Annotated in this window: 27 protein-coding genes and 1 rRNA gene; all 28 read left to right on the forward strand. The window is 33.6% G+C overall.

Annotated elements, in window-relative coordinates; translation table 11 throughout:
• Positions 1–36: 36 nt before the first annotated feature.
• The 28 genes from rrf (at position 37) to pstA (ending at position 26,647) form a co-directional block, all read left to right on the forward strand.
• Positions 37–155 (forward strand): 5S ribosomal RNA (rrf, locus tag DQN38_RS00785).
• 303 nt (positions 156–458) lie between these two features.
• Positions 459–890 (forward strand): DsrE family protein, encoded by a 432-nt coding sequence (locus DQN38_RS00790; RefSeq protein ID WP_011731718.1) that lies wholly within the window; start codon positions 459–461, stop codon positions 888–890.
• A gap of 392 nt (positions 891–1,282) precedes the next feature.
• A complete protein-coding gene (locus tag DQN38_RS00795) occupies positions 1,283–1,642 on the forward strand; it encodes an NADH-quinone oxidoreductase subunit A (protein ID WP_002848151.1) in 360 nt (119 codons plus the stop codon).
• Positions 1,633–2,139, forward strand: a complete 507-nt coding sequence (locus DQN38_RS00800) for an NADH-quinone oxidoreductase subunit B (protein ID WP_038452655.1) — start codon at positions 1,633–1,635, stop codon at positions 2,137–2,139. Before DQN38_RS00795 ends, DQN38_RS00800 begins: the two co-directional genes overlap by 10 nt.
• Complete coding sequence (locus tag DQN38_RS00805) at positions 2,132–3,817, forward strand: NADH-quinone oxidoreductase subunit D (protein ID WP_065843757.1); 1,686 nt, start codon at positions 2,132–2,134, stop codon at positions 3,815–3,817. The genes DQN38_RS00800 and DQN38_RS00805 overlap by 8 nt, the downstream gene beginning before the upstream one ends.
• The gene (locus tag DQN38_RS00810; RefSeq protein WP_002848156.1) at positions 3,814–4,305 is read left to right on the forward strand and encodes an NADH-quinone oxidoreductase subunit NuoE family protein; all 492 of its coding nucleotides are present in this window, start codon (positions 3,814–3,816) and stop codon (positions 4,303–4,305) included. The genes DQN38_RS00805 and DQN38_RS00810 overlap by 4 nt, the downstream gene beginning before the upstream one ends.
• Positions 4,292–5,512: an NADH-quinone oxidoreductase subunit NuoF gene (nuoF, locus tag DQN38_RS00815; protein ID WP_065843758.1), complete on the forward strand. Its 1,221-nt coding sequence runs from the start codon at positions 4,292–4,294 to the stop codon at positions 5,510–5,512. The genes DQN38_RS00810 and nuoF overlap by 14 nt, the downstream gene beginning before the upstream one ends.
• On the forward strand, positions 5,512–6,906 hold the full coding sequence (locus tag DQN38_RS00820; protein ID WP_002848159.1) for an NADH-quinone oxidoreductase subunit G: 1,395 nt from the start codon (positions 5,512–5,514) through the stop codon (positions 6,904–6,906). The genes nuoF and DQN38_RS00820 overlap by 1 nt, the downstream gene beginning before the upstream one ends.
• A complete protein-coding gene (locus DQN38_RS00825; protein WP_065843759.1) occupies positions 6,903–8,180 on the forward strand; it encodes a complex I subunit 1/NuoH family protein in 1,278 nt (425 codons plus the stop codon). The genes DQN38_RS00820 and DQN38_RS00825 overlap by 4 nt, the downstream gene beginning before the upstream one ends.
• Entirely contained in the window at positions 8,170–8,667 is a 498-nt protein-coding gene (locus DQN38_RS00830; protein ID WP_010402338.1) for a NuoI/complex I 23 kDa subunit family protein, read from the forward strand. The genes DQN38_RS00825 and DQN38_RS00830 overlap by 11 nt, the downstream gene beginning before the upstream one ends.
• The gene (locus DQN38_RS00835; RefSeq protein ID WP_065843760.1) at positions 8,667–9,161 is read left to right on the forward strand and encodes an NADH-quinone oxidoreductase subunit J family protein; all 495 of its coding nucleotides are present in this window, start codon (positions 8,667–8,669) and stop codon (positions 9,159–9,161) included. Before DQN38_RS00830 ends, DQN38_RS00835 begins: the two co-directional genes overlap by 1 nt.
• The gene (gene nuoK / locus DQN38_RS00840; RefSeq protein ID WP_002848164.1) at positions 9,154–9,462 is read left to right on the forward strand and encodes an NADH-quinone oxidoreductase subunit NuoK; all 309 of its coding nucleotides are present in this window, start codon (positions 9,154–9,156) and stop codon (positions 9,460–9,462) included. Before DQN38_RS00835 ends, nuoK begins: the two co-directional genes overlap by 8 nt.
• Positions 9,452–11,263: an NADH-quinone oxidoreductase subunit L gene (nuoL, locus tag DQN38_RS00845; protein ID WP_002848165.1), complete on the forward strand. Its 1,812-nt coding sequence runs from the start codon at positions 9,452–9,454 to the stop codon at positions 11,261–11,263. Before nuoK ends, nuoL begins: the two co-directional genes overlap by 11 nt.
• Complete coding sequence (locus DQN38_RS00850; protein ID WP_024305336.1) at positions 11,260–12,747, forward strand: complex I subunit 4 family protein; 1,488 nt, start codon at positions 11,260–11,262, stop codon at positions 12,745–12,747. The genes nuoL and DQN38_RS00850 overlap by 4 nt, the downstream gene beginning before the upstream one ends.
• Complete coding sequence (locus DQN38_RS00855; protein WP_038452668.1) at positions 12,744–14,153, forward strand: NADH-quinone oxidoreductase subunit N; 1,410 nt, start codon at positions 12,744–12,746, stop codon at positions 14,151–14,153. Before DQN38_RS00850 ends, DQN38_RS00855 begins: the two co-directional genes overlap by 4 nt.
• 221 nt (positions 14,154–14,374) lie before the next feature.
• On the forward strand, positions 14,375–15,130 hold the full coding sequence (locus tag DQN38_RS00860) for a DUF4198 domain-containing protein (RefSeq protein ID WP_065843761.1): 756 nt from the start codon (positions 14,375–14,377) through the stop codon (positions 15,128–15,130).
• A complete protein-coding gene (cbiM, locus tag DQN38_RS00865; protein ID WP_002848175.1) occupies positions 15,131–15,715 on the forward strand; it encodes a cobalt transporter CbiM in 585 nt (194 codons plus the stop codon).
• Positions 15,712–16,128: a hypothetical protein gene (locus DQN38_RS00870; protein WP_038452675.1), complete on the forward strand. Its 417-nt coding sequence runs from the start codon at positions 15,712–15,714 to the stop codon at positions 16,126–16,128. The genes cbiM and DQN38_RS00870 overlap by 4 nt, the downstream gene beginning before the upstream one ends.
• The gene (locus tag DQN38_RS00875; RefSeq protein ID WP_011731722.1) at positions 16,119–16,772 is read left to right on the forward strand and encodes an energy-coupling factor transporter transmembrane component T family protein; all 654 of its coding nucleotides are present in this window, start codon (positions 16,119–16,121) and stop codon (positions 16,770–16,772) included. Before DQN38_RS00870 ends, DQN38_RS00875 begins: the two co-directional genes overlap by 10 nt.
• A complete protein-coding gene (locus DQN38_RS00880) occupies positions 16,769–17,422 on the forward strand; it encodes an energy-coupling factor ABC transporter ATP-binding protein (RefSeq protein ID WP_065843762.1) in 654 nt (217 codons plus the stop codon). Before DQN38_RS00875 ends, DQN38_RS00880 begins: the two co-directional genes overlap by 4 nt.
• 114 nt (positions 17,423–17,536) lie before the next feature.
• On the forward strand, positions 17,537–19,621 hold the full coding sequence (topA, locus tag DQN38_RS00885) for a type I DNA topoisomerase (RefSeq protein ID WP_011731723.1): 2,085 nt from the start codon (positions 17,537–17,539) through the stop codon (positions 19,619–19,621).
• Complete coding sequence (locus DQN38_RS00890; RefSeq protein ID WP_065843763.1) at positions 19,614–20,456, forward strand: biotin synthase; 843 nt, start codon at positions 19,614–19,616, stop codon at positions 20,454–20,456. Before topA ends, DQN38_RS00890 begins: the two co-directional genes overlap by 8 nt.
• Positions 20,437–21,603, forward strand: coding sequence for a cation:proton antiporter (locus DQN38_RS00895; RefSeq protein WP_011731725.1), 1,167 nt, complete (start codon positions 20,437–20,439; stop codon positions 21,601–21,603). The genes DQN38_RS00890 and DQN38_RS00895 overlap by 20 nt, the downstream gene beginning before the upstream one ends.
• A gap of 81 nt (positions 21,604–21,684) precedes the next feature.
• Complete coding sequence (locus DQN38_RS00900) at positions 21,685–22,962, forward strand: citrate synthase (protein ID WP_002848186.1); 1,278 nt, start codon at positions 21,685–21,687, stop codon at positions 22,960–22,962.
• Positions 22,959–23,741, forward strand: coding sequence for a 3'(2'),5'-bisphosphate nucleotidase CysQ family protein (locus DQN38_RS00905; protein ID WP_002848188.1), 783 nt, complete (start codon positions 22,959–22,961; stop codon positions 23,739–23,741). Before DQN38_RS00900 ends, DQN38_RS00905 begins: the two co-directional genes overlap by 4 nt.
• 109 nt (positions 23,742–23,850) lie before the next feature.
• Entirely contained in the window at positions 23,851–24,873 is a 1,023-nt protein-coding gene (gene pstS / locus DQN38_RS00910; protein ID WP_065843764.1) for a phosphate ABC transporter substrate-binding protein PstS, read from the forward strand.
• Positions 24,874–24,935: 62 nt separating this feature from the next.
• Complete coding sequence (gene pstC, locus DQN38_RS00915; protein ID WP_002848193.1) at positions 24,936–25,811, forward strand: phosphate ABC transporter permease subunit PstC; 876 nt, start codon at positions 24,936–24,938, stop codon at positions 25,809–25,811.
• Positions 25,808–26,647: a phosphate ABC transporter permease PstA gene (pstA, locus tag DQN38_RS00920; RefSeq protein ID WP_002848196.1), complete on the forward strand. Its 840-nt coding sequence runs from the start codon at positions 25,808–25,810 to the stop codon at positions 26,645–26,647. Before pstC ends, pstA begins: the two co-directional genes overlap by 4 nt.
• Positions 26,648–26,657: the final 10 nt, after the last annotated feature.

Raw genomic sequence — 26,657 nt, forward strand, 5'->3', positions numbered from 1 at the left:
ATAGCTAAACTATTTTTTATTCTTTTATTTAACACTGCCCGTGGCTATACGTGAATAGGAAACGCCTTGCTCCATCTCGAACCAAGAAGCTAAGCTTTTCATGGCCGATGATACTCTCTCTTACTGGGATGTGGAAAAGTAGGTCGCTGCGGGCTTTGTGTTTATGCTTAATTCTTATTATTTAAATCAATCAACTACTTATTATTAATCAAACTATCTATTCTCATTAAAAGTTTTATCAATTAAAAGCTTATTTCTAATGTTTTATGATTGACAAATAACAGATATTAGTTTAATCAATATAAATATTTATGAATTTGGCTAATTGTTGTCGGGTTGATATTTTAAAATTATTTAATACAAATTTATGTAATTTTATATTATTGGTATGATTTTTAAGTTTAATTTTTGGATTACTAGCTTATAATTATGCATTTTATTACAAAAAGGAGCTTGGAATGAAGCTTGCTGGTATATTTATGGCGATTTTTATTGCTTCATCTAGCATATTTGCATATGATGGAAATTTGAAAAAAGATATAAATGTTGTGATCTTTTTAACAAAAAAAGATAATTTTCAAAGCGCAATACTCCAAGCCAATGGAATTCAGAAAAGTTTAAGTAGTAGCGAAAAAGGGGATATTGAGCTAGTTATGGGTGGAAGTTCGGTGGAAATTTTTGCACAAAATGATGAGAAATCAAACAAAATAAAAAATGATATTGCAAAGCTCGTAGATCTCCCAAATGTTAGAGTTGTAGCTTGTAGAGGTGCAATGAAAAGAGCTAATGTAAGCCAAGATAGCTTGATCAAAGGCGTAAATACAGTAAAAGCAGCTCCTAGGGAAGTTGTAGATAGACAACTTGATGGTTATGCTATTTTAAATCCTTAAAAATTAGGATTTTATTGATTCGCTTTTTAAATTTGAATAATTTGATGGTTGTATATTAAATTATTTAAATTTAAATACTATTTTTACTCCAAATATTTGCATATTAAATTATATAGTTTATATTATTATTGTAATATTTTATTTTAAGATAATTTCAATAAAATCTATCAAACATAGATAAATTAATACTATATTATACCTATTATCTATTATTTTATACTTCAATATATTGAAATTTAATTAATTATCACTTATAATTTTAAATATACAAACTAATTTATTTACGAAATCTAATGTTATGTGAAAAATTGGTAATATTTCACAGTAAATATTTAATTATATCTAAAACTGCTTGAGTTCTGTTTTGTTGCAGTTTTGATTTGAGGATAGTCATGAGCAGCAACCTTGTTTTGAGTTTTTACCTATATATTTTTATAGTCTGTTTGCTTATAGGAATGTTTTTTCTGACAAAAAAGATAGGTCCTAGTGTGCAAAATTCGTCCAAAAATAAAAGTTATGAGAGCGGTATAGTAAATTTCTACGGTGGTATTAATTCTAGTATAAATGTTAAATATTACTTAGTTGCTATAGTGTTTGTAATTTTTGATATAGAAGCTGTATTTATGTATCCATGGGCGGTTAGTTTGCGTGATCTTGGGAGATATGGGCTTTTAGTGATGTTTGTTTTTATGGCAATTTTGCTAGTCGGGTTATTTTATATATATAAAAAGAAGATTTTAAAATGGGAATAGAAAATTTAGTTCAAAACGATGTTGTTTTAACAAGGCTTGATGCGCTGTTTAATTGGGGTAGAAAAAACTCTCTTTGGCCTATGATATTTGGAACGGCCTGTTGTGCGATAGAATTTATGAGCGCTGTATCTTCAAAGCACGATCTTTCAAGGTTTGGAGCAGAGGTTATGAGATTTTCGCCTAGACAAGCAGATCTTATGATAGTAGCTGGAACCATATCTTTTAAACAAGCTCCTATTCTAAAAGAGATTTATGATCAGATGTGCGAACCAAAATGGGTCGTTAGTATGGGTGCTTGCGCTTGTAGTGGTGGTTTTTACGATAATTATACGACATTGCAAGGTATAGACCAGATAATTCCTGTCGATGTTTATATAAGTGGTTGTCCCCCGCGTCCAGAAGCTATTATCGATGCGATTTTGGCGATACAAGATAAAATTTCTAACGAGTCTATAAAAGACAGGCATAAAGACTATAAAGGATTATTAGATGCTTGAGAAATTTTCTTCTAAATTCAATGTTTTGAAGCACTCTACTACAAACGGTCTTTTAAGTGTGCAAATAAATCCAAATGATATCTATGAGGCTGTTTTGTTTGTTAGAGATAATATCGGATTTGAAATATTAGCTGATATAGTTTGCGTGGATAATTTATATATTGATAAGGAAAAGCGTTTTAGTCTTTATTATATTTTCAGAAAAATAAGCTCGGAAAATTTATGTATTTATATAGATATAGATATAAATCAGAGCGTGAAAAGCGTTGAAAGTATTTATAAGAGTGCCAACTGGGGCGAGCGAGAGTGCTTTGATCAGTTTGGAGTTAAATTTGAAAACCATCCAAATTTGAAAAGAATACTCAACCATAAAGATTTTCAAGGCTATCCTCTTAGAAAAGACTACCCTATAACAAAGTATCAAGTTCTTTATGAAAGCGATGATTTAGTCGGCGAGATGAAAAATGAGATGCAAAGAGCCGGTTTGGCTAGTGAAGAAAATGATGAGTTTAAGACAAAATATACATTTTTGAATATTGGACCGTCTCATCCAGCCACTCACGGTACAATAAGAAATTTCGTTGCATTAGACGGAGAGAAAATCATATCTTGCGTAACTGAGATAGGATATCTGCATAGAGGCTTTGAAAAAGCCTGTGAAAACCATAGCTATGCTCAGATCATTCCATATACAGATAGGTTAAATTACTGTTCTGCTATGTTAAATAACGTAGGATATGCAAAAGCAGTTGAAGAAGCTCTTGGTTTAAATTTACCAGATAGAGGAATTTTTATGAGAGTTATTTTGGGCGAACTTGCTAGGATAATAGATCATGAAGTCTGTCTTGGCGCTATGTTTGTCGATATGGGAGGGCTTACAAACTACTGGTATCTTTATAATCCTAGAGAGAGGATTTATAACTTTTTATCTAAACTGACAGGCGCTAGATTTACAAATTCATTTGCGAGGATCGGCGGCATGGCAAATGATTTTTACGATGGCTGGAAAGAAGAGCTTTTGGCGCATTTAAAAGATGTAGAAAAAGGCGTTGATGATACTATGGTTTTAATAGAAAAAAATCGTATATTTTTAGATAGAGTACAAAATATATGCAAAATAAACGCTAATGACGCATTGAGTTATGGTTTTAGCGGTCCAAATTTAAGGGCTAGTGGTGTGAGCTTTGATCTTAGAAAAGATAAGCCGTATTATTACTATGATAGTTTTGATTTTAGCGTTCCAGTAGGAAGCGAAGGCGATATATACGATAGAATGTTTGTGAGATTTTTTGAGATGAGAGAGTCTATATCTATCATAAGGCAAGCTATAAAATTAATACCAGAAGGCAAAATAAGCGTAGATGATAAAGATGTATTTTTACCATCAAAAGATCAAGTATATTCAAATATCGAATCACTCATCAACCATTTTAAACTAATTTTTGATGGAATTAAACTTCCAAACGGACATTTTTATAGTGCTAGTGAAGGAGCTAACGGTGAGCTTGGATTTTTTATATTTAGTAATTCAGAGCCTAATCCTTACCGAGTAAAACTTAGACCACCGTGTTTTTATGCGTTAAATGCATTTTCTAGTATGGTACAAGGATCTCTTATAGCAGATAGCATATTAAACTTGGGAAGTCTAAACATCATAGCAGGGGAGCTAGATAGATGAAATTCGAATTTACTCATGAGCAATTATCGGCTCTAAACGAGCTTAAGAAAAAAGTAGATGATGATAGAGCGCTTGTTCTTCCGTCTCTTTGGATGGTGCAAAGAGCGCAAGGATTTATAGACGCTAAGGATGTTTTATATCTAGAAAAAACACTTGGTATAAGAAGTATGTTCTACGCTGAAGCGATCGGTTTTTATTCTATGTTTAATCAAAAATCGAAAGGAAAATTTGAACTCAAGTTTTGCAAAACTATAACATGTAAGCTAAGAGGCAGTGACGAACTTATCAAATTTACACAAGATATTCTTGGTATAAAAATGGGTGAAACTTCTAGCGACGGACTTTTTAGCCTTGGCGAAACCGAATGCCTTGGATACTGTGAAAAAGCGCCTTGTATGCTTTGCAACCTTGAACAAATCGACTCTTTAGACGAAAATTCCATAACAAATTTGATAGAAAAAATAAGGAAAGAAAATGCAAGTAGTTAGTTCTAGATTTTCTATCAAAAACGGCTATAAAATAGATGTTGCAAAAGCTAATGGAGCTTATTTAAATTTAGAAAATATCTTGAAAATGGATAGAAATTCAATAGTAGAAGCAGTAGATAAAAGTGGATTAAGAGGCAAAGGCGGCGGCGGCGGCTCATGTGGAACTAAGTGGAAAAATATGCTTGCTTGGGAAAGCGATAAGCGTTATTTGGTAGTAAATGGCGATGAGAGCGAGCCTGGAACTTGCAAAGACAAGTATATTTTAAATTTAGATCCGCATTTGCTTATAGAAGGAGTTATCATATCATCTTACGCACTAGGAGCTAAGAGAGCTTATGTTTATATACGAGGTGAATACGAAAGAGAGTTTATAACTCTTACAAATGCGATAAAAGAGGCCGCTAACGAGCTTGGAGACTTAGAAATAATAGTTTATAAAGGAGCCGGAGCTTATATTTGTGGTGAAAAAACAGCTTTATTAGAGTCTATAGAAGGTAAAAGAGGTCACCCAAGATTAAAACCGCATAATAAAGCCGAGCCGGACTTTTTGTTTGGTTGCGCATGTGTGGTAAATAATGTAGAAACTATAGCTAGCATTCCTTTTATAGTGAAAAACGGCTGGGAAGCATATAGATCTGTCGGTACTGAAAAAAGCCCCGGAACTCTTTTATTTGCAGTATCTGGATGTGTTAATACTCCTTGCGTAAAAGAGATGCCTTTTGGCACGAAAATGATAGATTTTATAAATGATTTTGGCGGTGGAGTATGGAAAAATAGAGAGTTAAAAGCAGTTATCCCCGGAGGCTCAAGTGCCGCAGTTTTGACAAAAGACGAAGTGCTAAAAGCTACTCTTGATTATGAAAGTTTAAAGGAATTTAAAAGCGCATTGGGCACCGGTGGAATGATGGTGTTTGATGATACTATTAGTATGCCAGAAGTGCTTTTAAATTTGCTTGAGTTTTATACAGAAGAGAGCTGTGGACAATGCACGCCTTGTCGTGAAGGCTGTGGTTGGGCTTTGAGAGTTGTAAAAAAGATAGTAGAAGGCGAAGGCTCTTTAAGAGACTTAGATACGCTAAAAGATATATCATATATGCTTGATGGAAAGACTATTTGCGTCTTTGCTCCGGCTGTAAAGGATGTAATTATGGGATTTATCACTAAATTCGAAAACGAATTTGTAGCGCTATGTAAGGAAACTAAGTGATGGTTAATATAGTTGTCGATGGAGAGACATTTAGTGTAGATAAAAACGGTAACTTAATCACCGAGCTAAAGAAGCATAATATTGAAATTCCGCATTTTTGTTATCATGAAGCGCTTGGCGTGAGTGGAAATTGTAGGATGTGCCTCATAGAAGTAGTAGGTCAAAAACGCCCTCAAATAGCTTGCAATACTCCTATTAGCGAAGGAATGGAGATAAAAATAAACAGCGAGCTTACTAGAAAAGTTCAAAAAGGCATTTTAGAGCTTGAGTTTATAAATCATCCAATAGACTGCCCAGTGTGTGATCAAGCCGGCGAATGTTCGCTTCAAGAGTATTATATGTGCTATGATAAAGGCGATTCAAGAGTTAGTCTTGCCCAAAAGGTGCGAAAACCTAAAAAAGAGGATTTTGGATCAAATGTCATCCATGACGCCGAACGCTGCGTACTTTGTAGACGTTGTGTGAGATTTACAGAAATTTGCACAAAGACTTACGAGCTTGGAGTAGGAAATAGAGGTGAGCATAGCGAAATAATTTTATTTAACGATGAAAAAATAAACAATCCATATGCCGGAAATATCGTAGATGTTTGTCCTGTGGGTGCTATGACTTCAGCTGATTTCCGTTTTAAAAAAAGAGTTTGGCACCTAAAGAGTTCTCCTTCTATATGTCAAGGTTGTGAGAGAGGCTGTGCCATTTGGGTAGATAGCAGTCAAGATAAGTATGAATATAATAAAATTTATCGCTTTAGACCGCGAGTCGATAACTCAGTAAACGGTCATTTTATCTGCGATTTTGGTCGTTATAGTTATAAAAATGAGCAGATTATAGTCCAAGAAAATAGTAATGAGCTTATTTTAAATTTAAAAAATGATTTAGACAAGACCAGCGGCAAATTTGATATTTTGATCACCTCGTCTTTATCTCTTGAAGAGATGTTTTGTGTTATAAATTTTGCTAAAGAGTATAACGCTAGGATCTATGGTTGGGATAATTTTAGAGATGAGAGTTTTTGCGATAGTGAGGGTTTGATGCTTCGCTATCCAAATAAAACAGCAAATAAACAAGGTTTGGATTATTTTTATAATAAATCTTATATATCAAAAGATATATCTGATATTAGAGATAGAGTTATCGTTTTTCATTTAGGCGGCGAGTTGGATTTTTTAAATTTAAAAGATAAAAACATAACTTTCATAGGATCTTGCAATAGTGCTGATATAGTTTGCGCTAGTGCGTATCATAGAGACGGGCACAGTGTTAATGTTGATAATAAATTAAGATTTAGTAAGGCGGCATTTTTAAATTTATCGCCTAGTATAGAACAGATTATACAAACATTATCTCGAAATAGTTATAAATTTGATAAAGATATTTTAAAGGCGTTTGAATGAATGAGCTTGTTTTGACCATTTTTAGGATTGTTTTCATACTTTCGTTTATACTTTTGCTCATACCGATTTTGGTCTTACTCGAGCGTAAAATTTCAGCCTTTATCCAAGATCGTCCCGGACCAAATAGGGCAAATATCGCAGGTATTAGGTTGGGCGGTATTATACAAGCTCTAGCCGACGCTCTTAAGCTCGCTGTAAAAGAGGATTTTACTCCATCTAGTATTCGTTCTAAGTTTTTATTTACTATAGCGCCTATGATACTATTTCTTATGAGTACGCTTACTATAGCAGTTATTCCATTTTCAGATTATTTTACTATCGATGGCGTTAAACATCTTATGCAAGGAATTCCTTTTGATGGCGGAATGTTATGGTATCTTGGAGTAGCGTCGCTTAGTATTTATGGTATTATGCTTGCCGGGTACGCTTCAAATAATAAATATTCACTTTTAGGTTCGCTTAGAGCAGCTTCTGGAGCTATTAGCTATGAGATTCCGCTTGGACTTGCTGTTGTTAGTATGATTTTGACTTACGACTCTATAAATTTAAATGATTTTGTTTTGCAACAACAAGGCTCGTTTTTAGGTTTGCCATCATGGGGGATATTTATCCAGCCTTTGGCTGCTATTATATTTATAATATGTGCATTTGCAGAGACAAACAGAGCTCCGTTTGATCTTGCAGAAGGAGAAAGCGAGATAGTTGCTGGTTATCACTTAGAGTATAGTGCAATGAGTTTTGCAATGTTTTTTATGGCTGAATATATAGCAATGACGGCTATGAGTGCTCTTATAATTACTATATTTTTTGGCGGATATTCGCTTCCTTATCTTAGCACCGCAGATCTTGTAAACAACTATAAAATAGTACTTTTAAGCATAGTATTTATTATCACTATTTTAGGTTTTATCTTTGTGTTATGGATAAATAAAAATAATGTTACAAGATATAAAGTCACAAACGACTTTAGAAAAAAAGAGAATAAATTTTACAAAATTTGTACGTTTATAGTAGTCGCTATCACAGATGTTATCTGTTTTTACCTATATTTTACAGGCTTGCAAAGCCTTGGTCAGGAAATTTTAGTAACTATACTTTATCTAACTATATTTGCTTTAAAAACATTTGTTATGCTTTTTGTGTTTATCTGGGTACGCTGGACTGTGCCAAGATTTAGATATGATCAAATTCAAAGACTCGGCTGGGAAAAGCTCATGCCTTTAGCGATATTTAATATCATAATAACAGCAATGGTGGTGGTATATGGCAATTAAAACAAAAACTATACGCAGAAAAAAAATACCGTTTTTACAAAGAATTTATCTACCTTTTATATTTGCGGGTATGGCTAGAACATTTAGGCATTTTTTTAGGAATTTAAAAGATAGCTCAAATATCGATTTTTTAGAGTATCCAGAACAAAAACCAACTGATATAACAAATCGCTACAGAGGTCTTCACAGGCTTACTAAAAACGAAAAAGGCGATCTAAAATGTGTGGCGTGTGATATGTGTGCTACCGCATGCCCGGCAAATTGCATTTTTATCACTGCTACTGAGATAGAAGGTAGCAAAGAAAAAGCGCCTTCTAAATTTACTATAGATCTGCTTGAATGTGTGTTTTGCGGACTTTGCGTAGAGGCGTGTCCAAAAGACGCTATCAGGATGGATACTGGTATCTTTACTAAAGTAGGCAACACCAGAGAATCGTTTTTAGCCGATATAAAAACTTTATCACAAAGAGAAGAGGGGAGCTTTTGATGGAACTTTTTTTATTTATAAATTTCTCTTTATTCGCCATTTTAGGAAGCTTAGGTCTTATTTTATTTAAAGCTCCTATTCATGGGGCTTTGAGCCTTATAGTTACTTTAGTTTCTATAGCCGGTTTATATCTTTTACTGTTTGCTAAGACTCTATTTTTAATTCAAATTGTAGTATATGCCGGAGCTATCATGGTGCTAAGTGTTTTTGTAATGATGTTTTTTAATATCAAAAGCGACACTTTGTTCGTAAAGCTTAAACCAAAATCTTTTTTTATTATTATTCCTCCTACTGTTATATTTGCGATTTTGCTAGATGAGATTTGGAAATTACCAAGTGATTTTGGAATTGCACCGCTTGATTTTGGAGAAATAAAACCGCTTGGATTTTATCTATTTACAAATTGGGGTTTGAGCTTTGAGGCGATATCTTTGCTTTTGACAGCCGCATTAATCGGTGTGGTGGCTATTTTAAAAGGCAAAAACAATGCTTGATTTTTATATATTAGTGGCTTTGATCCTATTTTTTATCGGCGTTTTAGGAGTTATTCTTAGAAAAAATATCTTTACTATATTTATGTCAGTAGAGCTTATGTTGAACGCTACGGCGCTGATATTTGCTACCTTTGCTAGACAAAGTCTAAATTTAGACGGACAAGTAATAGTTATGCTAATAATCGCTATAGCTGCAGCTGAAGCTAGTTTCGGTTTGGCTCTTATAGTGCTTTTATACAAGAAAAAGCAGAGTTTAAACATAGATATTTTTGATGAGTTAAAGGATAGAGATGTTAGTTAGCATTGTAGTTTTAGCGCCTATTATAGGCAGTATTTTACTAGGTTTGACTTATTTAGCTAGAAATACTCTTAAGATATCGCAGCTTGGTTTTGCATTTTTAGGTATGGCAGCTCCTATTACTAGCTTTGTTTGTATGACGATTTTGTTTTTAAATTCGCAAATAGAACCGATTAATTTAAATATGTTTGGTTGGATAGAAGCCGGTATATTTAAAATAGATGTCGGGTTTTATCTTGATCATTTAAGCCTTTTAATGGGTCTGTTTGTAACTTTTTTAGGTATGCTGATACATCTGTATTCTATCGGATATATGGATAAAGATATCGGTTTTGGCAAGTTTTTTTGTTATATGAATTTATTTTTAGGCAGTATGCTCATACTTGTACTTGCAAATAATCCGGTTCTGATGTTTGTCGGCTGGGAAGGAGTGGGAGCTTGTTCATATCTACTTATATCGTTTTACTTTAGCTCTAAAGACAATGTAAAAGCCGGAAATAAAGCATTTATACTAAACAGAATCGGTGATTTTGGCTTTGTTATAGGTCTTGTTAGTTTGTATCTTGCTACTTCTCCATATGGTTTTAATTATGAAATATTAGCTAAAAGCGCACCTCTTATACCTTCAAATTTGGCCATTTTTATAGCGTTTTGTTTTATATGCGGAGCGCTTGCTAAATCAGCGCAAATACCGCTTTACACGTGGCTTCCTGATGCTATGGCCGGCCCGACTCCTATTTCTGCTTTGATACATGCAGCCACTATGGTAACAGCGGGTGTTTATATGGTTGTTAGATTTGGATTTTTATATGAACACTTAAATTTCGTTCTAGAAATACTTGCGATAATCGGTGTAGCAAGTGCGCTTTTTGCGGCTATAATTGCTGTAAAAGCTACAGATATCAAAAAAATCCTAGCCTACTCTACTATGAGTCAGCTTGGATATATGTTTGCCGGACTTAGTTTTAGTTCTCAAGCAGCTTTATATCATCTTTTTACGCATGGATTTTTTAAAGCGCTTCTGTTTTTGGGTGCCGGATCTGTGATAATAGCCTTGCATCACGAACAAAATATATTTAAAATGGGCTCTTTACATAAAAATAAAGTACTCTTTTATCCTATGTTATTTGGGTCGCTTGCCATAAGCGGAGTGTTTCCTTTCGCAGGATTTTTCTCAAAAGACGCACTTATATTAGGAGCGTTTTTAAGCGGTCATTATTTTATATCTGGAGTTTTGCTATTTACAGCAGGACTTACCTCTTATTATATTTTTAGGCTATTTTTTCTAGTTTTTTATTCTCAAAATGAAGCGCCTAAACAGCATAAACTCCCATTTACTATGAGTTTTGTAAATGTAATACTCGCTATATTTTCTCTTATAGGAGGAGGTATGGCTATGTTTTTAAGCTTAGAGCATGTTAGTTTATCAGTAGAGATAATAGCCGGAGTTGTTAGCTTATTCATTTCATTTTTAGGAATTTTTATAGCCTACAAAAAGTTCTATAATTACAAAAATTGTGAAGAGCAAACTTGTTGTTTTGAGAATTTGGTTATAAATAAATTCTATGTTGATGAAATTTATGACTTTGTTTTTGTGCGTAGCTTTGCAAGTTTAAGTAAATTTGTAAGAGAAGTTTTAGACGCAAAGATTTTTTATCCATTTGTTTTAGGAACCGCTAGAATGTTTAAGTTTAGCGGTTTTGTATATTCTAAATTTACACAAAACGGACTTGCTGGCTCTTACGCGTTTTATATGTTAGCTTTTATCTGCATTTTTATCCTTTATATAAAGGTTAGTTTATGACTGGTTTTTCACATATTTTAAGTTTGATTATATTTTTACCGTTTATTGTTGGAGTTTTGATAGCTCTGTTTTTTAATGATAAAGCAGGTAAGTTGACGGCTTTTGTTGTTAGTATTGTAGTGGCTGTTTTAGGGCTAGTTTTATTTTTTAAATTTGATCCGAATGCCGGTATGCAGTTTGTCGATAGTATATCTTTAGTGCCGAAATACGGCATTAGTTACTTAGTCGGTGTAGATGGAATAAATTTATATATCTTACTTATCATTACTTCTGCATTTCCACCTCTGTTTTTTATTTTAAAAAACAGAAAAAAAGGTTACTGGGCAAATATGCTTTTTATGCAAAGTGGGTTTTTGTCTGTTGTTTCATCGCTCGATCTCGTATATTTTTATGCCGGCTGGGAGATGATGCTCATACCTATATTTATTATGGTCGGAATTTACGGAAAGGATTCAGGAAGAGCCGGAGCTCTTATGGATATGATGTATTACGCGATATTTGGTTCCATGATTATGCTCGGAGCCATCATATATATCGGAGCTGCTCATTATTATGAATTTGGATTTTTTAGCTTTAGACTTGAAGATCTGATTAAAGTAAGTTTAAACTCGGATTTGCAGACTGTTTTATTTTTCTGCTTTATGTTGGCTTTTGTTATAAAGCTGCCTTTGTTTCCATTTCATCTTTGGATGAGCAATGCTTATACAAAATCGCTTACGACTGCTACTTTTATGCTTTCTGTTATCGCTTCAAAAGTAGCTGTTTTTGCGATATTGCGTTTTGTTTTGCCTTTATTTCCGGTGTCTTTTGTAAATTATTCTACATGGTTTATATCTCTTGGGCTATTTTCTATGTTATATTTTGGTATAGCGGCTATCAAGGTGAAAGATTTTAAAACTTTGCTTGCATATGCTTCGGCGTCTCATTTAGGACTTATAATAGCCGGAGTATTTGCCCTAGATGTAGAAGCTATGACCGGATCTATGTATCAAGTCGTGGCGCATGCTATTACTAGCGGAATTATGTTCTTGTTAGTCGGTATGATAAGTGAGCAGCTAGGAACTAGAAAGATAAGCAAGTTAGGCGGACTTGCTATAAAGGCGCCTGTTTTTGCTACTATTTTTGCTATCGCAATGATATCTAGCGTTGGATTACCTGCTACTGTTGGTTTTGTAGGCGAACTTTTGATTATATTTGGACTATTTAAGGCTAATTTAATTTATGGTATTTTCGGTACGACTTCTATAGTAATAGGAGCTATTTATATGTTTATAGTCTATAGAAAAGCTATTTTACAAAATACGAATGAGCTTACGGCTAAATTTAAAGATCTAAGAAAGCGTGAAATTTTGGCATTTTTAGTAGCTGTTGCTATGATATTTATCATGGGAATTTATCCAAAACCTTTTATAAAGCAGATAGAACCTACTATGAATGAGCATTATGAAAGTTATATAAAACCAAATTTAGGAGCCAAAAAATGATAGCGCTATTACCTTTTATTCTCTCTTTGGCGGCTACGTTTATAAATATATTTTTATGCGTCACTAATATATCAAAAAGATATTCTATAAATTTAAATATCTTATTTTGGGTTATAATTTTTATATCTTTTTTTATTGTTCGTTCTAATTTTTCAAATGACTTTTTGATGGATTTTGCTACCCCGTTTATATCGCTTGATGAGTTTTCATTCTGTTTTGGCGTAGTTTTGTCTGCTCTTATGATAATTTTTTTAATTTCTAGTTTTTATAGCGATGACGAAAAATTCTACAAACAAGAGATGTTTGCACTCGCATCTTTAGCTAGTTTTGGCTTGTTGGCTATGAGTCTTAGCGTGGAACTGATACTTACTCTTATATTTTTAGAAGTAGCGTCTATAAGCATTTATGCTATGATAGCCATGAATAGCATTGAATACAAAAGCGTTGAAGCTGCGTTTAAGTACTTTTTATTATCATCATTTATGAGTGCATTTTATCTGCTTGGGGCGGCTTTTGTATTTGGAGTGGCTGGATCTACAAAATACTCTTTTATAGCAACTGGATTGAATAGCGATTTTTTAAGTATTATAGGGATGATTTTGGTGCTTTCTATGATGTTTTTCAAGATAGCGATTTTTGGATTTTATAGATGGAGCATAGATGTGTATTATGGCTCAAATTTAAATATAGCAGGTTTTTTAGCGTCTGCTTTTAAACTTGCTAGTTTTGCCATTTTGATCAAGCTTTGCTTTTTATATCCGGGTAATAATATAGAAATTTTACAAGGCATCTTTGCTATTTTAGCAATTTTAAGTATGTTTGCTGGGAATTTGCTATCTCTTAAAGAGACAAACGTTAAAAAGATACTAATTGCCGCTGGAATAGTGCATTCAGGGTATATTTTTATAAATTTATCCTCTGTTGGTGCTTCTGTTTCCATATATCCAGCTATTTTTTATCTATCTACATATACTATAGTAGTTGGTTTTTCATTTGCTATTTTAAACGGACTTTTTGGAGACAGAGAGATAAAAATATCTGATTTAAACGGACTTTATAAAGTACGTCCTACCGAAGCTTTTGCTCTTACTGTAATTTGTTTGTCTTTTATCGGTTTCCCTTATAGTGTCGGATTTTTGGGTAAATTGTTTATATTTTCTAGCGCCGTAGAAAGCGGTAAGACTTATTTGGCTATTTTTGGTATAATTAATACTATATTTTCTGTATATTATTACCTAAAGATTATCATCAGCATATACTTTAGCGAGAATAAAACTGCTCTGTCTTGCGCAGATAGTAAGAAATTTGGTTTAAAACTACTTGCTTTGAGTTCTATTTTATTTATAATTTTAGAGGGAAGCGGTATATTTTCTATAATATCTTTTTTAAATTTATTTATCAGATGAGCTTATTTTTAGTATTAAATTTAACTAAATTTATACTTCAGATAGTACGATAAATAGATGTTTTACAGACAATATATATTTAGTTTGAAATTTAAAAACTAAATATATATTTAATAATATTTAGCTTATTTAGATAACAATTTTCATTTATATATAGTTTTATCTAAATTTAAGTTTATAAGTCGCATAATTACGGTAATATTTTTATAAAAAGGATAATAATGAAAGCTAAATTTCTAGCAGCGTCTGCAATCTTAACTCTATTTTGTACAAGTTCGTTTGCACATTTTGGAGTAGTGATCCCTTCTAGCTCGACCGTAAATGATGAAAAAGAAGCGAAAATGAGTATAACTTATAGATTTACTCATCCGTTTGAACAGATGATGATGAATATGGAAAAACCGGTTGAAACAGGAGTATTTGTAGATGGGAAGAAAAATCCAATATCAAATTTAACCGAGAAAAAAGATGGTAAAATGAGTTATTATACTGCAAATTACGAAGTAAAAAATCCCGGAATGTATCAATTTTATGTTGATCCAAAGCCGTATTTCGAAGCGGCTGAAGATAAGTTTATAAGACATATTACAAAAACAGTTGTAAATGCTTACGGATTTGGCGAGGGCTGGGATAGTCCTATTGGCTTAAAAGCCGAAATAGTACCTATTAGTAGACCTTATGGATTATATAAAGGAAATCTGTTTTCAGGAATAGTTTTATATAAAGGAGAAAGAGCCAAAAATGTCATGGTTGAGGTTGAATACTACAACACGAAAGGCTTAAAGGCACCTTCTGAGGATTTTATCACACAAGAAGTAAAAACAAATGAGCTTGGAGAATTTAGTTTTGCTATGCCTCTTGCTGGCTGGTGGGGATTTTCAGCTTTAATAGATGATGATGAGACTATTAAAAAAGACGGTAAAACTTATCCGGTTGAACTTGGCAGTGTTATTTGGGTCGAAACTAAAGAGTATTAGATGCATATCAGCGAAGGAGTATTAAAACCAGAGATCATAGTTCCAGCAGCTGTGATAGGGGGTATTTGGATAGCGTATCTACTATATAAATTGAAGTTTAATGATATTCCTAAGATAGCTTGTATGAGCGCTATGTTTTTCATAGCGTCTTTTATACACATTCCGATTGGTCCGACTTCAATTCACTTAATTTTGAGCGGTTTGATCGGGGCTTTCTTAGGATTCAATGCAGGTTTGGCGATATTTGCAGCTTTACTTTTACAAGCTTTGTTATTTGGATATGGCGGTATAACCGTGTTAGGAGTAAATCTTTTGATGATAGCGTCTCCCGCCGTACTTGGATTTTATTTTTTAAAACTTTCATTCAAAAAATTTAGAGTTTTAAATTGGTTTTTAGTCGGATTTGTGCCTATTTTCGTATCATCTTTGATTTTAAGCTTAGTTTTGGCATTAAACGGAAATGAGTTTTTGCCGGTTGCGACTTTGGCTTTTGTTTCGAATTTAGCTCTTATGGCGATAGAAGGAGTTATATCTCTGTTTGGAATATCTTTTATTTATAAAGTAAATAAGGACTTATTAAAATGATAAAATTTATGCTAATAATCTGCGCGGCAGTAGCTTTAAATGCTCACTCACTAAAAGTGTTTGCTAAAGAAGAAAACGGTTTTGTTTTAATCAAAAGCTATTTTTATGGTAATTCGCCTTGTAAAGAGTGTAAGGTCGAGCTCATAAAAGATAACAAAATTCTAAGCACTGTAAAAACGGATTCAAAAGGCGAAGCTAGAGCAAAAATAGTAGCGAGCGAGTTTGATATATTAGTAGACGGCGGACTTGCGCACGAAAAAAGAGTAAGCTTCAAGGCCGAAAATCCGCTTCCGATAGATACTGATGATAGTACAATGATGTATGTGTTTAAATTTATAGCCGGATTTGCGGCTATCGCAATTATATTTGGCTGTTTGTATATTATAAAAAGAAGGCAGGTTGCTTGCAGCTAAATTTATCTTTTGGCTTGGTTTGCCTTGTACTTTTTAGCTTTAAGGTAGCGCTTAGTAGTAGTATCGACGCTGCTTTTTTTCTACCTGCTCTTCTATTGTTATTTATTAGATTTAACACTATTTTTATTATAATTAAAAAGATGCTGTTTTTAAATTTATTTATATTTTTAATGGCTCTAAGCGCGATTATGTATAGCAATTATCATTTAGCTGCGCTTATTTTTATAAGATCAAATTTGATCTTATTTTTTGGATTATCGGTTTTTAGCTCAGCAAATTCATATGCCATAGCAAGAGCCGTTTCAAATTTAAAACTAGGTGACAAGATAAGCGCCGTATTTTATTTTACTGTGAAATTTATAGATGAGTTTAAATCCGAGTTTCAAAGAATTAAAAAAACACTTAGAGCAAGAGGATTTAAGCCTTGCAGCTCTCTTTTTACTTATAAAACATATGGAAATTTAGTTGCAATGCTGTTTTTAATAGCGTTTCATAAATCTCAAATGTTAGAAAAAACATTTATATGCAGAGGATTTCAAGGTAAATTTTACTCTCAAAATAGGCAAAAAATAGGCATTTTAGATATAATTTTACTAGGATTTACTATATTTATATATATATTAAGTTTAGGAAATATCATATGAGTTGCACTCTTTGTCTTAATAATATCTCTGCTAAAATAGCCGGAAAAACTATTTTTTCAAATTTAAGTTTAAATGCGGGGCATAAAGATAAAATAGCAATAATAGGCTCAAATGGCTGTGGTAAAACAACTTTACTTGAAATAATAGGCGGTCTTAGAAATCCCGATAGCGGAGAAATAGAGATATTTCATAATACTATTTTAAATTTAAAAGAGTATCAAAAATATAGGTATTTGATTGGTTATTTGTTTCAAGATAGCGATGATCAGTTCATCTGTCCAAATGTATTTGAAGATGTTGTTTTTGGCTTACTTACGATAGGCATACAAAGAAGTATCGCCGATAAAAGAGCCGAAGATATCTTAAAAGAGCTTGATATATGGCATTTAAGAGATAAGATAGTTTTTCATCTTTCAGGCGGTGAAAAAAAGCTTGTCGCATTAGCCGGGGTATTGGTAAATGAGCCTAAAATTTTACTGCTTGATGAACCTACTGCCGCGCTTGATTTTGATATGCAAGAAAAAGTAGCAGATCTGCTTATTAAGCTTGATATAACTCAGATCATAGTGTCTCATGACAAAGAGTTTATAAGTAGAGTTGCAAATAAAATGTACTATTTAAACAAAGACGGGTTAAAGCTTGGCGATTAATTAGTTTAAAAGCTGCTTACAATACTCCTGCTGAACTTTTTGTAAAGCTTATATTTTATATACATTTTATATTTTTTAGATAGAATTACGCCTAATAAAATCTAGGGTTTAAAGATGAGCAAGTTAATTATCGTAGAATCTCCAGCGAAAGCAAAAACTATAAAAAATTTTTTGGGTAGCGAGTATAAAGTTATAGCTAGTAAAGGTCACATTAGAGATCTTCCAAAGTCTAGCTTCGGCATAAAAATAGAAGATGATAAATTCACGCCAGAGTACAGAGTAAGTAGCGATCACAGCGCTATAGTAAAAGAAATAAAAGATCTAGCAAAGAATGCAGATACCATATATCTAGCTACCGATGAGGATAGAGAGGGCGAAGCTATAGCATACCATATAGCAGCCGCAATAGGTAAAAAACCTGAGATGCTTCCAAGAATTGTATTTCACGAGATAACAAAATCTGCCATACAAAATGCATTAGAAAATCCGCGTAGTTTAAATATGGATAGCGTAAATGCTCAACAAGCAAGAAGACTTTTAGATAGGATAGTCGGTTATAAATTAAGCCCGCTTTTAAACTCAAAAATCCAAAGAGGTCTTAGTGCGGGGCGCGTTCAGAGTTCGGCTTTGAAGATATTAGTAGATAGAGAGCGCGAAATAAGAAATTTCAAACCTATAGAATATTTTAGCATAGATACTAAATTTAAAAAAGATTTAGAAGCTGAACTGGTTGAGTTTGAGGGTTCTAAGATAGAAAAGCTTACTATAACAAACAAAGATCGTGCAAAATTTATAGTTGATAAAATAAAAGATGAGAGTTTTAGTGTCGCAAACGTAGAAAGCAAAGAGCGAAAGACAAGTCCGCAGCCTCCGTTTATGACTTCTACTTTGCAGCAAAGTGCGTCAAATAGACTAGGATTTAGCCCCAAAAAAACTATGATGTTAGCGCAAAATTTATATGAAGGCGTACAGACAAATAACGGTTTTATGGGCGCTATAACATATATGAGAACAGATAGCTTAAATTTAGCTAAAGAAGCTATAAGTGCAGCTAGAGACCTGATTAAAGAGCAGTTCGGCGATAAATATCTTCCAAAATCTGCAAATTTTTACACTACAAAAAACAAAGGAGCTCAAGAAGCTCATGAAGCTATTCGTCCTACAAATTTAAGCTTTACTCCGACAGAGGCGGCTAAGTTTTTAGAAAAAGATCTACTAAAACTCTATACTCTTATATATAATAGATTTTTGGCTTGTCAAATGTCTGCAAGCGTATCAGAAACTCAAAATATATTTATAAACAGTAAAAGCAGTATTTTTAAAATTTCGGGCAGAAAGCTTACGTTTGATGGATTTTACAGAGTTTATGGGGATCTTGATAAAGATAGGATTCTTCCTAATTTAAACGTAGGCGATAAAATGGAGCTTGAAAGCTTAAGCAGCCAAAGTCATTTTACCGAGCCGCCATCAAGATATTCAGAAGCCGGTTTGGTAAAAAAACTTGAGAGTCTTGGTATAGGCAGACCAAGTACGTATGCTCCGACTATTTCTTTGCTTACTAGCAGAGATTACGTAAAAGTAGATAAAAAACAGCTTATTCCAAACGAGATAGCATTTAATATAACTAGTATGCTTGAAGAGCATTTTAATGATATAGTAGATAGCGATTTTACCTCTAAAATGGAAGAGAAACTTGATGATATAGCAGAAAATAAAGCAGATTGGCAAGAAGTTTTATCTAAATTCTATCATCCTTTTATGCAAAAAATAGATGACGGTAAAAAAAATATAAAGAGTCAAAAAGTAACCGAGCCCATAGGTGAAAAGTGTCCCGAGTGCGGCGGAGAGCTTGTAAAGCGAAAAGGAAGATTCGGCGAATTTATCGCTTGTTTGAATTTTCCAAAATGTAAATATTCTAGAAATTTAAAAAATGAAGCTAAAATTGAAAAAAAAGAGCCGCAAAAAATCGGTGTAGCATGTCCTCAATGCGGCGGAGATATAGTTGAGAGATTTAGTAAAAAAGGTAAATTTTTTGGGTGCGCAAACTATCCAAAATGTAACTTTATAAGCAAATACCAACCTACAGATCAAAAATGCCCGCAATGTGGTGAAATGATGGTTTATAAAGAGCTTAAGAAAGGCAATTTTTACGAATGTTCTGCTTGTAAATTTAAAAAAGAAGGGAATAATAATGAGTAAAATGGTAATGTTATGTGCAATTTGTAACGTGAGTAGCGGAAATTGCGCCGAAGACTGCGCATACTGTACACAGAGTGCGCATATAAAAGCCGACATCCCTAAATTCAAGCAAAAAAATTTAGAACAGATACTAAATGAAGCTAAAATTGCCAGTAAAAATCATGCTCTTGGATTTTGTCTCGTGACTAGCGGATTAGGACTTGATGATAAAAAGCTTGAGTTTATATGCGAAGTTGCAACAATGTTACGAAAAGAAACACCTAATTTAATGCTGATAGCTTGTAACGGATCTGCTAGCTATGAGAGCTTAAAAGAGCTTAAAAAAGTCGGAATATTTAGCTACAACCATAACTTAGAAACAAGTCGAGAGTTTTTTCCTCAAATTTGTACAACTCATAGTTGGGATGATAGATTTAATACGAATTTAAATGCTAAAAAAGCCGGTCTTGAGCTATGCTGTGGTGGAATTTACGGACTTGGGGAGAGTCAAGATGATAGGCTTAGTTTTAGAGCTAGTTTAAAAGAACTAAATCCTTTTTCAAGTCCGATTAATTTTTTTATACCAAATCCTGCTTTGAAAATCAAGCAACCTCTTTTAAGCACCGATGAAGCTTTGGAAATCATAAGAGATACTGCTAAAACATTGCCTCAGTGCCGTATAATGGTGGCCGGAGGTAGAGAAATAGTATTAGGAGATAGGCAGTACGAGATACTAGAAAACGGAGCTAGCGCTATAGTTATAGGCGACTATCTAACCACCAGCGGAGAAGTTGCTAGTAAAGATATAGAGGAGCTTAGAAATAGAGGCTTTGAGTTTGCATCACAGTGCCACTAACGAGCTTTCTATTCTTATTGTTTTGGCGTTTATAATTTTTATATCGCCGTATTTTTCAAAACTCACAAAAATCCCGATTGCTCCTATAGAGATAGCTCTCGGGATAATTCTAGGTTTTTTTGGTCTGCTTCCTAATAACGATTTATTTGAGATAGTTGCAAAAGTCGGATTTTTTTATTTAATGTTTTTAGCGGGTACAGAGATTGATTTACGCTCGTTTTTTAAGATAGATAAGAAAGTATTAAAACTTATTTTGGCTTATCTATCAGTTTTATACGTGATAGCTGCGTTTTTAGGTATATGGTTGGAGCCTGCATTTTTGGTATTTATAGTAATACCTGTTATGTCTGTTGGTATGCTCTCAACGCTATTTAAAGAGTACGGTAAAAATGAGCCGTGGCTAAATATCGCTATGATCACAGGAAGCATAGGCGAAGTGATAAGCATAGCTTTGCTAACTTTAGTAGGTGCATATGTAGAGTTTGGTAACAGTAGCGAACTTTATACAAGTATAAATTATCTTATTATATTTATCGTTCTTTGTATACTTGGATTTAAAGGACTCGAGGTACTTTTTTGGTGGTATCCGAATCTAAAAATACTTCTTATGCCTCATTATGATAAAGATGAGAAAGATATAAGACTTTCTATGGCTATGTTTTTTGGCACGGTTGCCGTTATGATATATTTAAATTTAGAAATTGTGCTCGGGGCGTTCATAGCCGGAAGTTTTATAGCTACATTTTTTGATCATAAAAAAGATCTACCTCATAAATTAGGAAGTTTTGGATTTGGGTTTTTAGTTCCTATATTTTTTGTATATATCGGCTCAACCGTGGATTTAAACTATATTTTTATACCAGGCGTTCTTGATAATGCTCTTCTTATGCTTTTATTTATGACGCTTATTCGTGTTGTTAGTTCTTTTATATTTATCAAGAAACTCGGAGCTTATGGCAGTATTTTGTATGGTTTATCCCTATCTATGCCTTTAACTCTTTTAGTAGCGGTTGCTACCGTGGCTTATAATGCTAATAATATCGAAAAAGAACTATATTTTTCATTTATATTAGCAAGTTTATTTGAGGCTATTTTGGCTATGGTGCTTATAAAAGTTACATATTATCTTAAAACGAGGCTTAAGTAGTAAATTTAGTATGTTATAATGATTTTTTTTAAATAAAATTTGGATAGAATATTTTAAGATATTCACACTAAAAGGATGAAAATGAGTAATACAGTAACACTGACAGATAACAGAAACGGTAAAAGTTATGAGTTTCCCATATTAGATGGAACAAGAGGTCCTAGTGTTATAGATATTTCGACGCTTTATAAAAACACCGGAATGTTTACTTTTGATAGAGGTTATACAAGTACTGCAATGTGCCGTTCTGCTATAACATTTATCGATGGAGAAAAAGGAGAGTTGATGCACCGCGGCTACGATATAGCGTGGCTAGCTGAAAATAAACTTTATCTTGATGTAGTATATTTACTATTTAACAAACACCTGCCAAGCCAAGAGGAGCTGGAGCTATTTAGACGCGAGTTAAAAGAGAGAAGCTTTTTAAATGAAAAAATGATTAGATTATTTGACTGTTTTCCCGATAAAGCTCATCCTATGGCCGTTTTACAAGCAAGCGTAGCTACCATGAGTGCATACTATAAAAGAGATATGAATTTTGATGATATGAATGATTATATGGAGCTTGCAAAACGTTTAGTGGCAAAAATTCCTACATTTATAGCGTTTTATTATCGTCATGTTAGAGGATTTCCTGTAATATATCCGAATTTAGATCGCGGATTTACAGAAAATTTCTTATATATGCTAAGAGCTTTTCCTCACGATAAGGTAGATTTAAAACCTATAGAAGTCAAGGCTTTTGATACTGTTTTGATGCTTCACGCTGATCATGAACAAAATGCTTCAACTACTACAGTTAGAACCGTAGGATCTACTCACGCTCATCCTTACTCATGTATTAGCGCCGGTATCGGCGCTCTTTGGGGACACGCTCACGGAGGTGCAAATGAAGGAGTTATCAGGCAACTTGAGATGATAGGAACTCCAGATAGGGTTGATGAGTTTATTAAAAGAGCAAAAGATCATAATGATCCATTCCGTTTAATGGGATTTGGCCATAGAGTTTATAAAAACTTTGACCCGCGAGCAAAAGTTTTAAAAGGTCTTAGAGATAAGCTTATAAATGAGATCGGCATAGATAATAATCTTATAAAAGTAGCAAGCCGAATAGAAGAGATAGCACTAAATGACGATTACTTTGTATCAAGAAATTTATATCCTAATGTGGATTTTCACTCCGGGCTTATACTAAAAGCTCTTGGTATTCCAAATGAGATGTTTGCGGCAATATTTGTCATGGGAAGAGTTCCTGGGTGGCTTAGTCAGTGGATGGAGCTAAAATCACAAGATACCATAAAAATAGTTCGTCCAAGACAGCTTTACGTAGGACCTACTTGTCCTCCTAAAGAGCAATGAAAGAGCTTCTAAATTTATCGCTAAAGGCTGCTAGAGCAGCCGGTAAAGCGATTTTAAAACATTATGACAATTACGATGTAACCATCAAAAACGATAATTCACCATTAACTAGTGCTGATTTAGCTTCTAATGAGGCCATATTTAAAGAGTTGGAGAGTTCTGGTATTCCTATATGTTCTGAAGAGAAGATATTAGATTATGAAAAAAGAGACGCGAATTCTAAATTTTGGCTTATTGATCCGCTTGATGGCACAAAAGAATTTATAGCAAAGAACGGTGAATTTTGTGTTTGTATAGCTTTGATAGATTGCGCTAGACCTATTTTAAGCGTAATCTATGCTCCAACTAGCGATGAGATGTTTTACAGTATGGGCGGCTCGAAGGTCTATAAAAACGGTGAAATTTTAAATAGTTCATGCTTAGAACAAAATTATATTATATCAGGAAATTTCAGCCACTCAAAAAGTGTAGATATCATAGCTAATCGTTTTGGGCTAGATATATTAAGATGCGGTTCGGCACTTAAGTTTTGTAGGCTCAGTGAAGGAAATGCGGATGTTTATGCAAGATTTTGCGGCTCTAGCATATGGGATATAGCAGCCGGAGAGTTTTTGCTTAAAGAGAGTGGAGGTATAGTTGTATCTTTGCAAGATGAAAAAGAGCTGCGATACGATAAAAAAGATCTTAGAAATGATTATTTTTTGGCACTAAGTAAAAAAGAGCTTCCAAATTTAAAAAATTACCTAGAATTTATATCTTTAAATTTAAAATCACTTTAATCTATATTTTTTATAAATTTAAATACTAAAAATATGTTTTTGTTTTGTTTCCATTTTGTTTCCAAGTATAGTTAAAATTCCGCAATTTAACAAAATCAAAGGAGATAAAATGTTGAAACAAATTGCTACTTTAACTATAGCTAGTGCGATATCTGCGTTTAGTTTAAATGCGGCTGATAAAATAATGGGTCAAGGAGCTACTTTTCCGCTTCCCGTATATAAAGAGTGGAGCAAACTCTATTATAAAGCCACTTCAAATCAAGTAACTTACAATGGTGGAGGCAGCGGCAAGGGAATAAGCGCTATTACTGATAGAAATGGCGAGTTTGGCGGCACTGATTTGCCTTTGAAAAACGACGAGTTGCGAGAAAAAAAATTACTTCAATTTCCTGCTATCATAGGAAGCGTTGTATTAGCTTATAATATCGAAGGCATAAAAGATCACGAGCTTAAGCTTTCAGCTGCAGCGGTCGCCGGTATATTTTCAGGTAAAATAACAAAATGGAATGATGAAATAATCAAAAAAGATAATGCAAATTTAAAACTTCCCGATGCTTTGATAACTCCTGTCGTAAGAAGTGATTCAAGCGGAACTACATTTAATTTTACAAGTTATTTGGCTAAATCAGACGAGAGTTGGGCAAAAGAGTATGGTGCAAATAAAACTATAAATTGGGGAGCAAAAGTCACTCCTGCTGCAGGGAATCCTCTTGTTGCAAGTACTATTAAACAAGTTCCAAACTCTATAGGCTATATAGAATACGCCTATAAATTATCAACCGGACTAAACGCCGCTACTTTGCAAACCAAAGACGGTGATTGGGCAGAGCCTACACCGCAAAACTTTGCAAAAGCCGCCGCAAACTCAAATTTCAAAATAGAAGAGAACTTTTATGACGTATTAGCTTATTCAAGCGGTAAAGGTAGTTATCCTATAGTAGCAGCAACATTTATTCTTATTCCTAATGATAAAATTGATGATGGTAAAAAAGTTACTAAGTTTTTTAGCTGGGCATTTAGCGATAAAGACGCTTTAGAAGCAGCTAAAAAGTTAGGATATGAACCATTACCAAAAGTAACAACAGATATGATCTATGATTACTGGACTAAATACGCAGTAAATCCAAAATAGATATAAAAATAAAAAACAGGACGTCATAATCTAAATTTAAGACGTCCGTATAAAGAGTATATATGATAAAAATTCAAAAAAATATAATCATAGAAAAGTTATTTTTTAATGCGGCAAGAATATCGACTATTATAGTTTTAGTAGTACTTTTGGCTATTTTTTTATCTCTTGTTTATAAAGCTTATCCTGCTATTTCTAAATTCGGAATAAATTTTTTATTTGATACTACGTGGGACGCAAATATTATGATATTTGGAGGACTTGCTAGTATATACGGAACCATCGTTTCTACTTTTATAGCTATGATTTTAGCAACTCCTGTTGCGATTGGTATCGCTATATTTCTAACAGAAATTGCTCCTTATAAAATAAGGAATTTTTTTAGCGTTAATATAGAGCTTTTAGCCGCAATCCCAAGTATAGTTTATGGTATGTGGGGATTTATATATTTTGTTCCTTTAGTAAGAAGCGTTTTTGGCGGGAGTGGATTTGGGCTTTTAAGCGGCGGTATGGTTCTAGCCGTTATGGTGCTTCCGTTTATATCTTCTGTTTCAAGAGACGCTATGGCAACTACTCCACAAGTGTTAAAAGAGTCTGCTTACGCTTTGGGCGCTACTAAATTTGATACTATAAAAGATGTTGTATTTCCATATGCGAAAGCCGGCATTATGGGTTCTATAATTTTAGCTTTGGGAAGAGCTTTTGGCGAAACTATGGCAGTTGCATTTTTGCTAGGAGGTATCTCAAAAATACCGAGCAGCGTAACAGAGCCAGCTACTTCGATTCCAGTAACTCTTGCTACTCAGTTTGGTGAAGCTATGGGAAATGAAATTTATGAAAGCAGCCTGTTTTATCTAGCACTTATTTTATTTGTTATTAGTTTTATAAGTATAGCTACAGCTAAGTTTGTATTTTTAAGAAAGAGAGAATCAAAGTGAGCGAGCTTAAAAATATTAAAGAAAAATCGATAAATAAAAGAGTATTAATAAGCAAAATAGCGACTTATCTAAGCGTGGTATTTACGGTATTTGGTTTGATGTTTTTGTTTTGGATCATAGCCACTGTAGTTGTAAAAGGTATGGCTGGATTTAGCGCTGAAATATTTATATCTCCTACTGCTTTTGGAGGACTTGCAAACGCATTTTTAGGTCAGCTAGAGTTAGTTGCTATAGCGTCTTTTGTTGGTATCCCTGTGGGACTTTTAGCAGGAACGTATCTTAGCGAGTACGGCGTAAATCAAAAAAAGTTAAATTTGATAAGAAATATAAGCGACATTATGATGAGTACTCCAAGTATTGTCATAGGCGCGTTTGCTTATGCCCTTTTGGTAAAACCTATGAACTCATATAGCGGTTGGGCAGGAAGTTTTGCGCTTGCGGTTATGATGATACCGGTTGTTTTAAAAACTACTGACGATATGCTTAGTTTGGTTCCAAAGACATTAAGAGAAGCTAGCTTTGCTCTTGGAGCAACTAAGTATAAATGTATAACAAGCGTAGTTTTTAGAGCCGCTAAAAACGGATTATTAACAGGAATCGTGCTATCTATAGCAAGAGTTGCTGGAGAAACGGCTCCTCTTTTATTTACAAGTGCAAACAGCGACTTTTTTGATTTTAATCTAAATAACGCGATTCCATCGCTCACAGTAAGCATATACGACTTTAGTTCAATGCCTGATGAGAGTTTAAAATCAGTAGCATGGGCAGGTGCTTTTATATTAGCTATTTTTGTACTAGGAGTAAATATCCTAGGCAGAGTTTTAATACGTAAATAAAGGAAAAGAA

Source organism: Campylobacter fetus subsp. fetus (assembly GCF_900475935.1).
In the GTDB taxonomy this organism is placed as follows: Bacteria; Campylobacterota; Campylobacteria; order Campylobacterales; family Campylobacteraceae; genus Campylobacter; species Campylobacter fetus.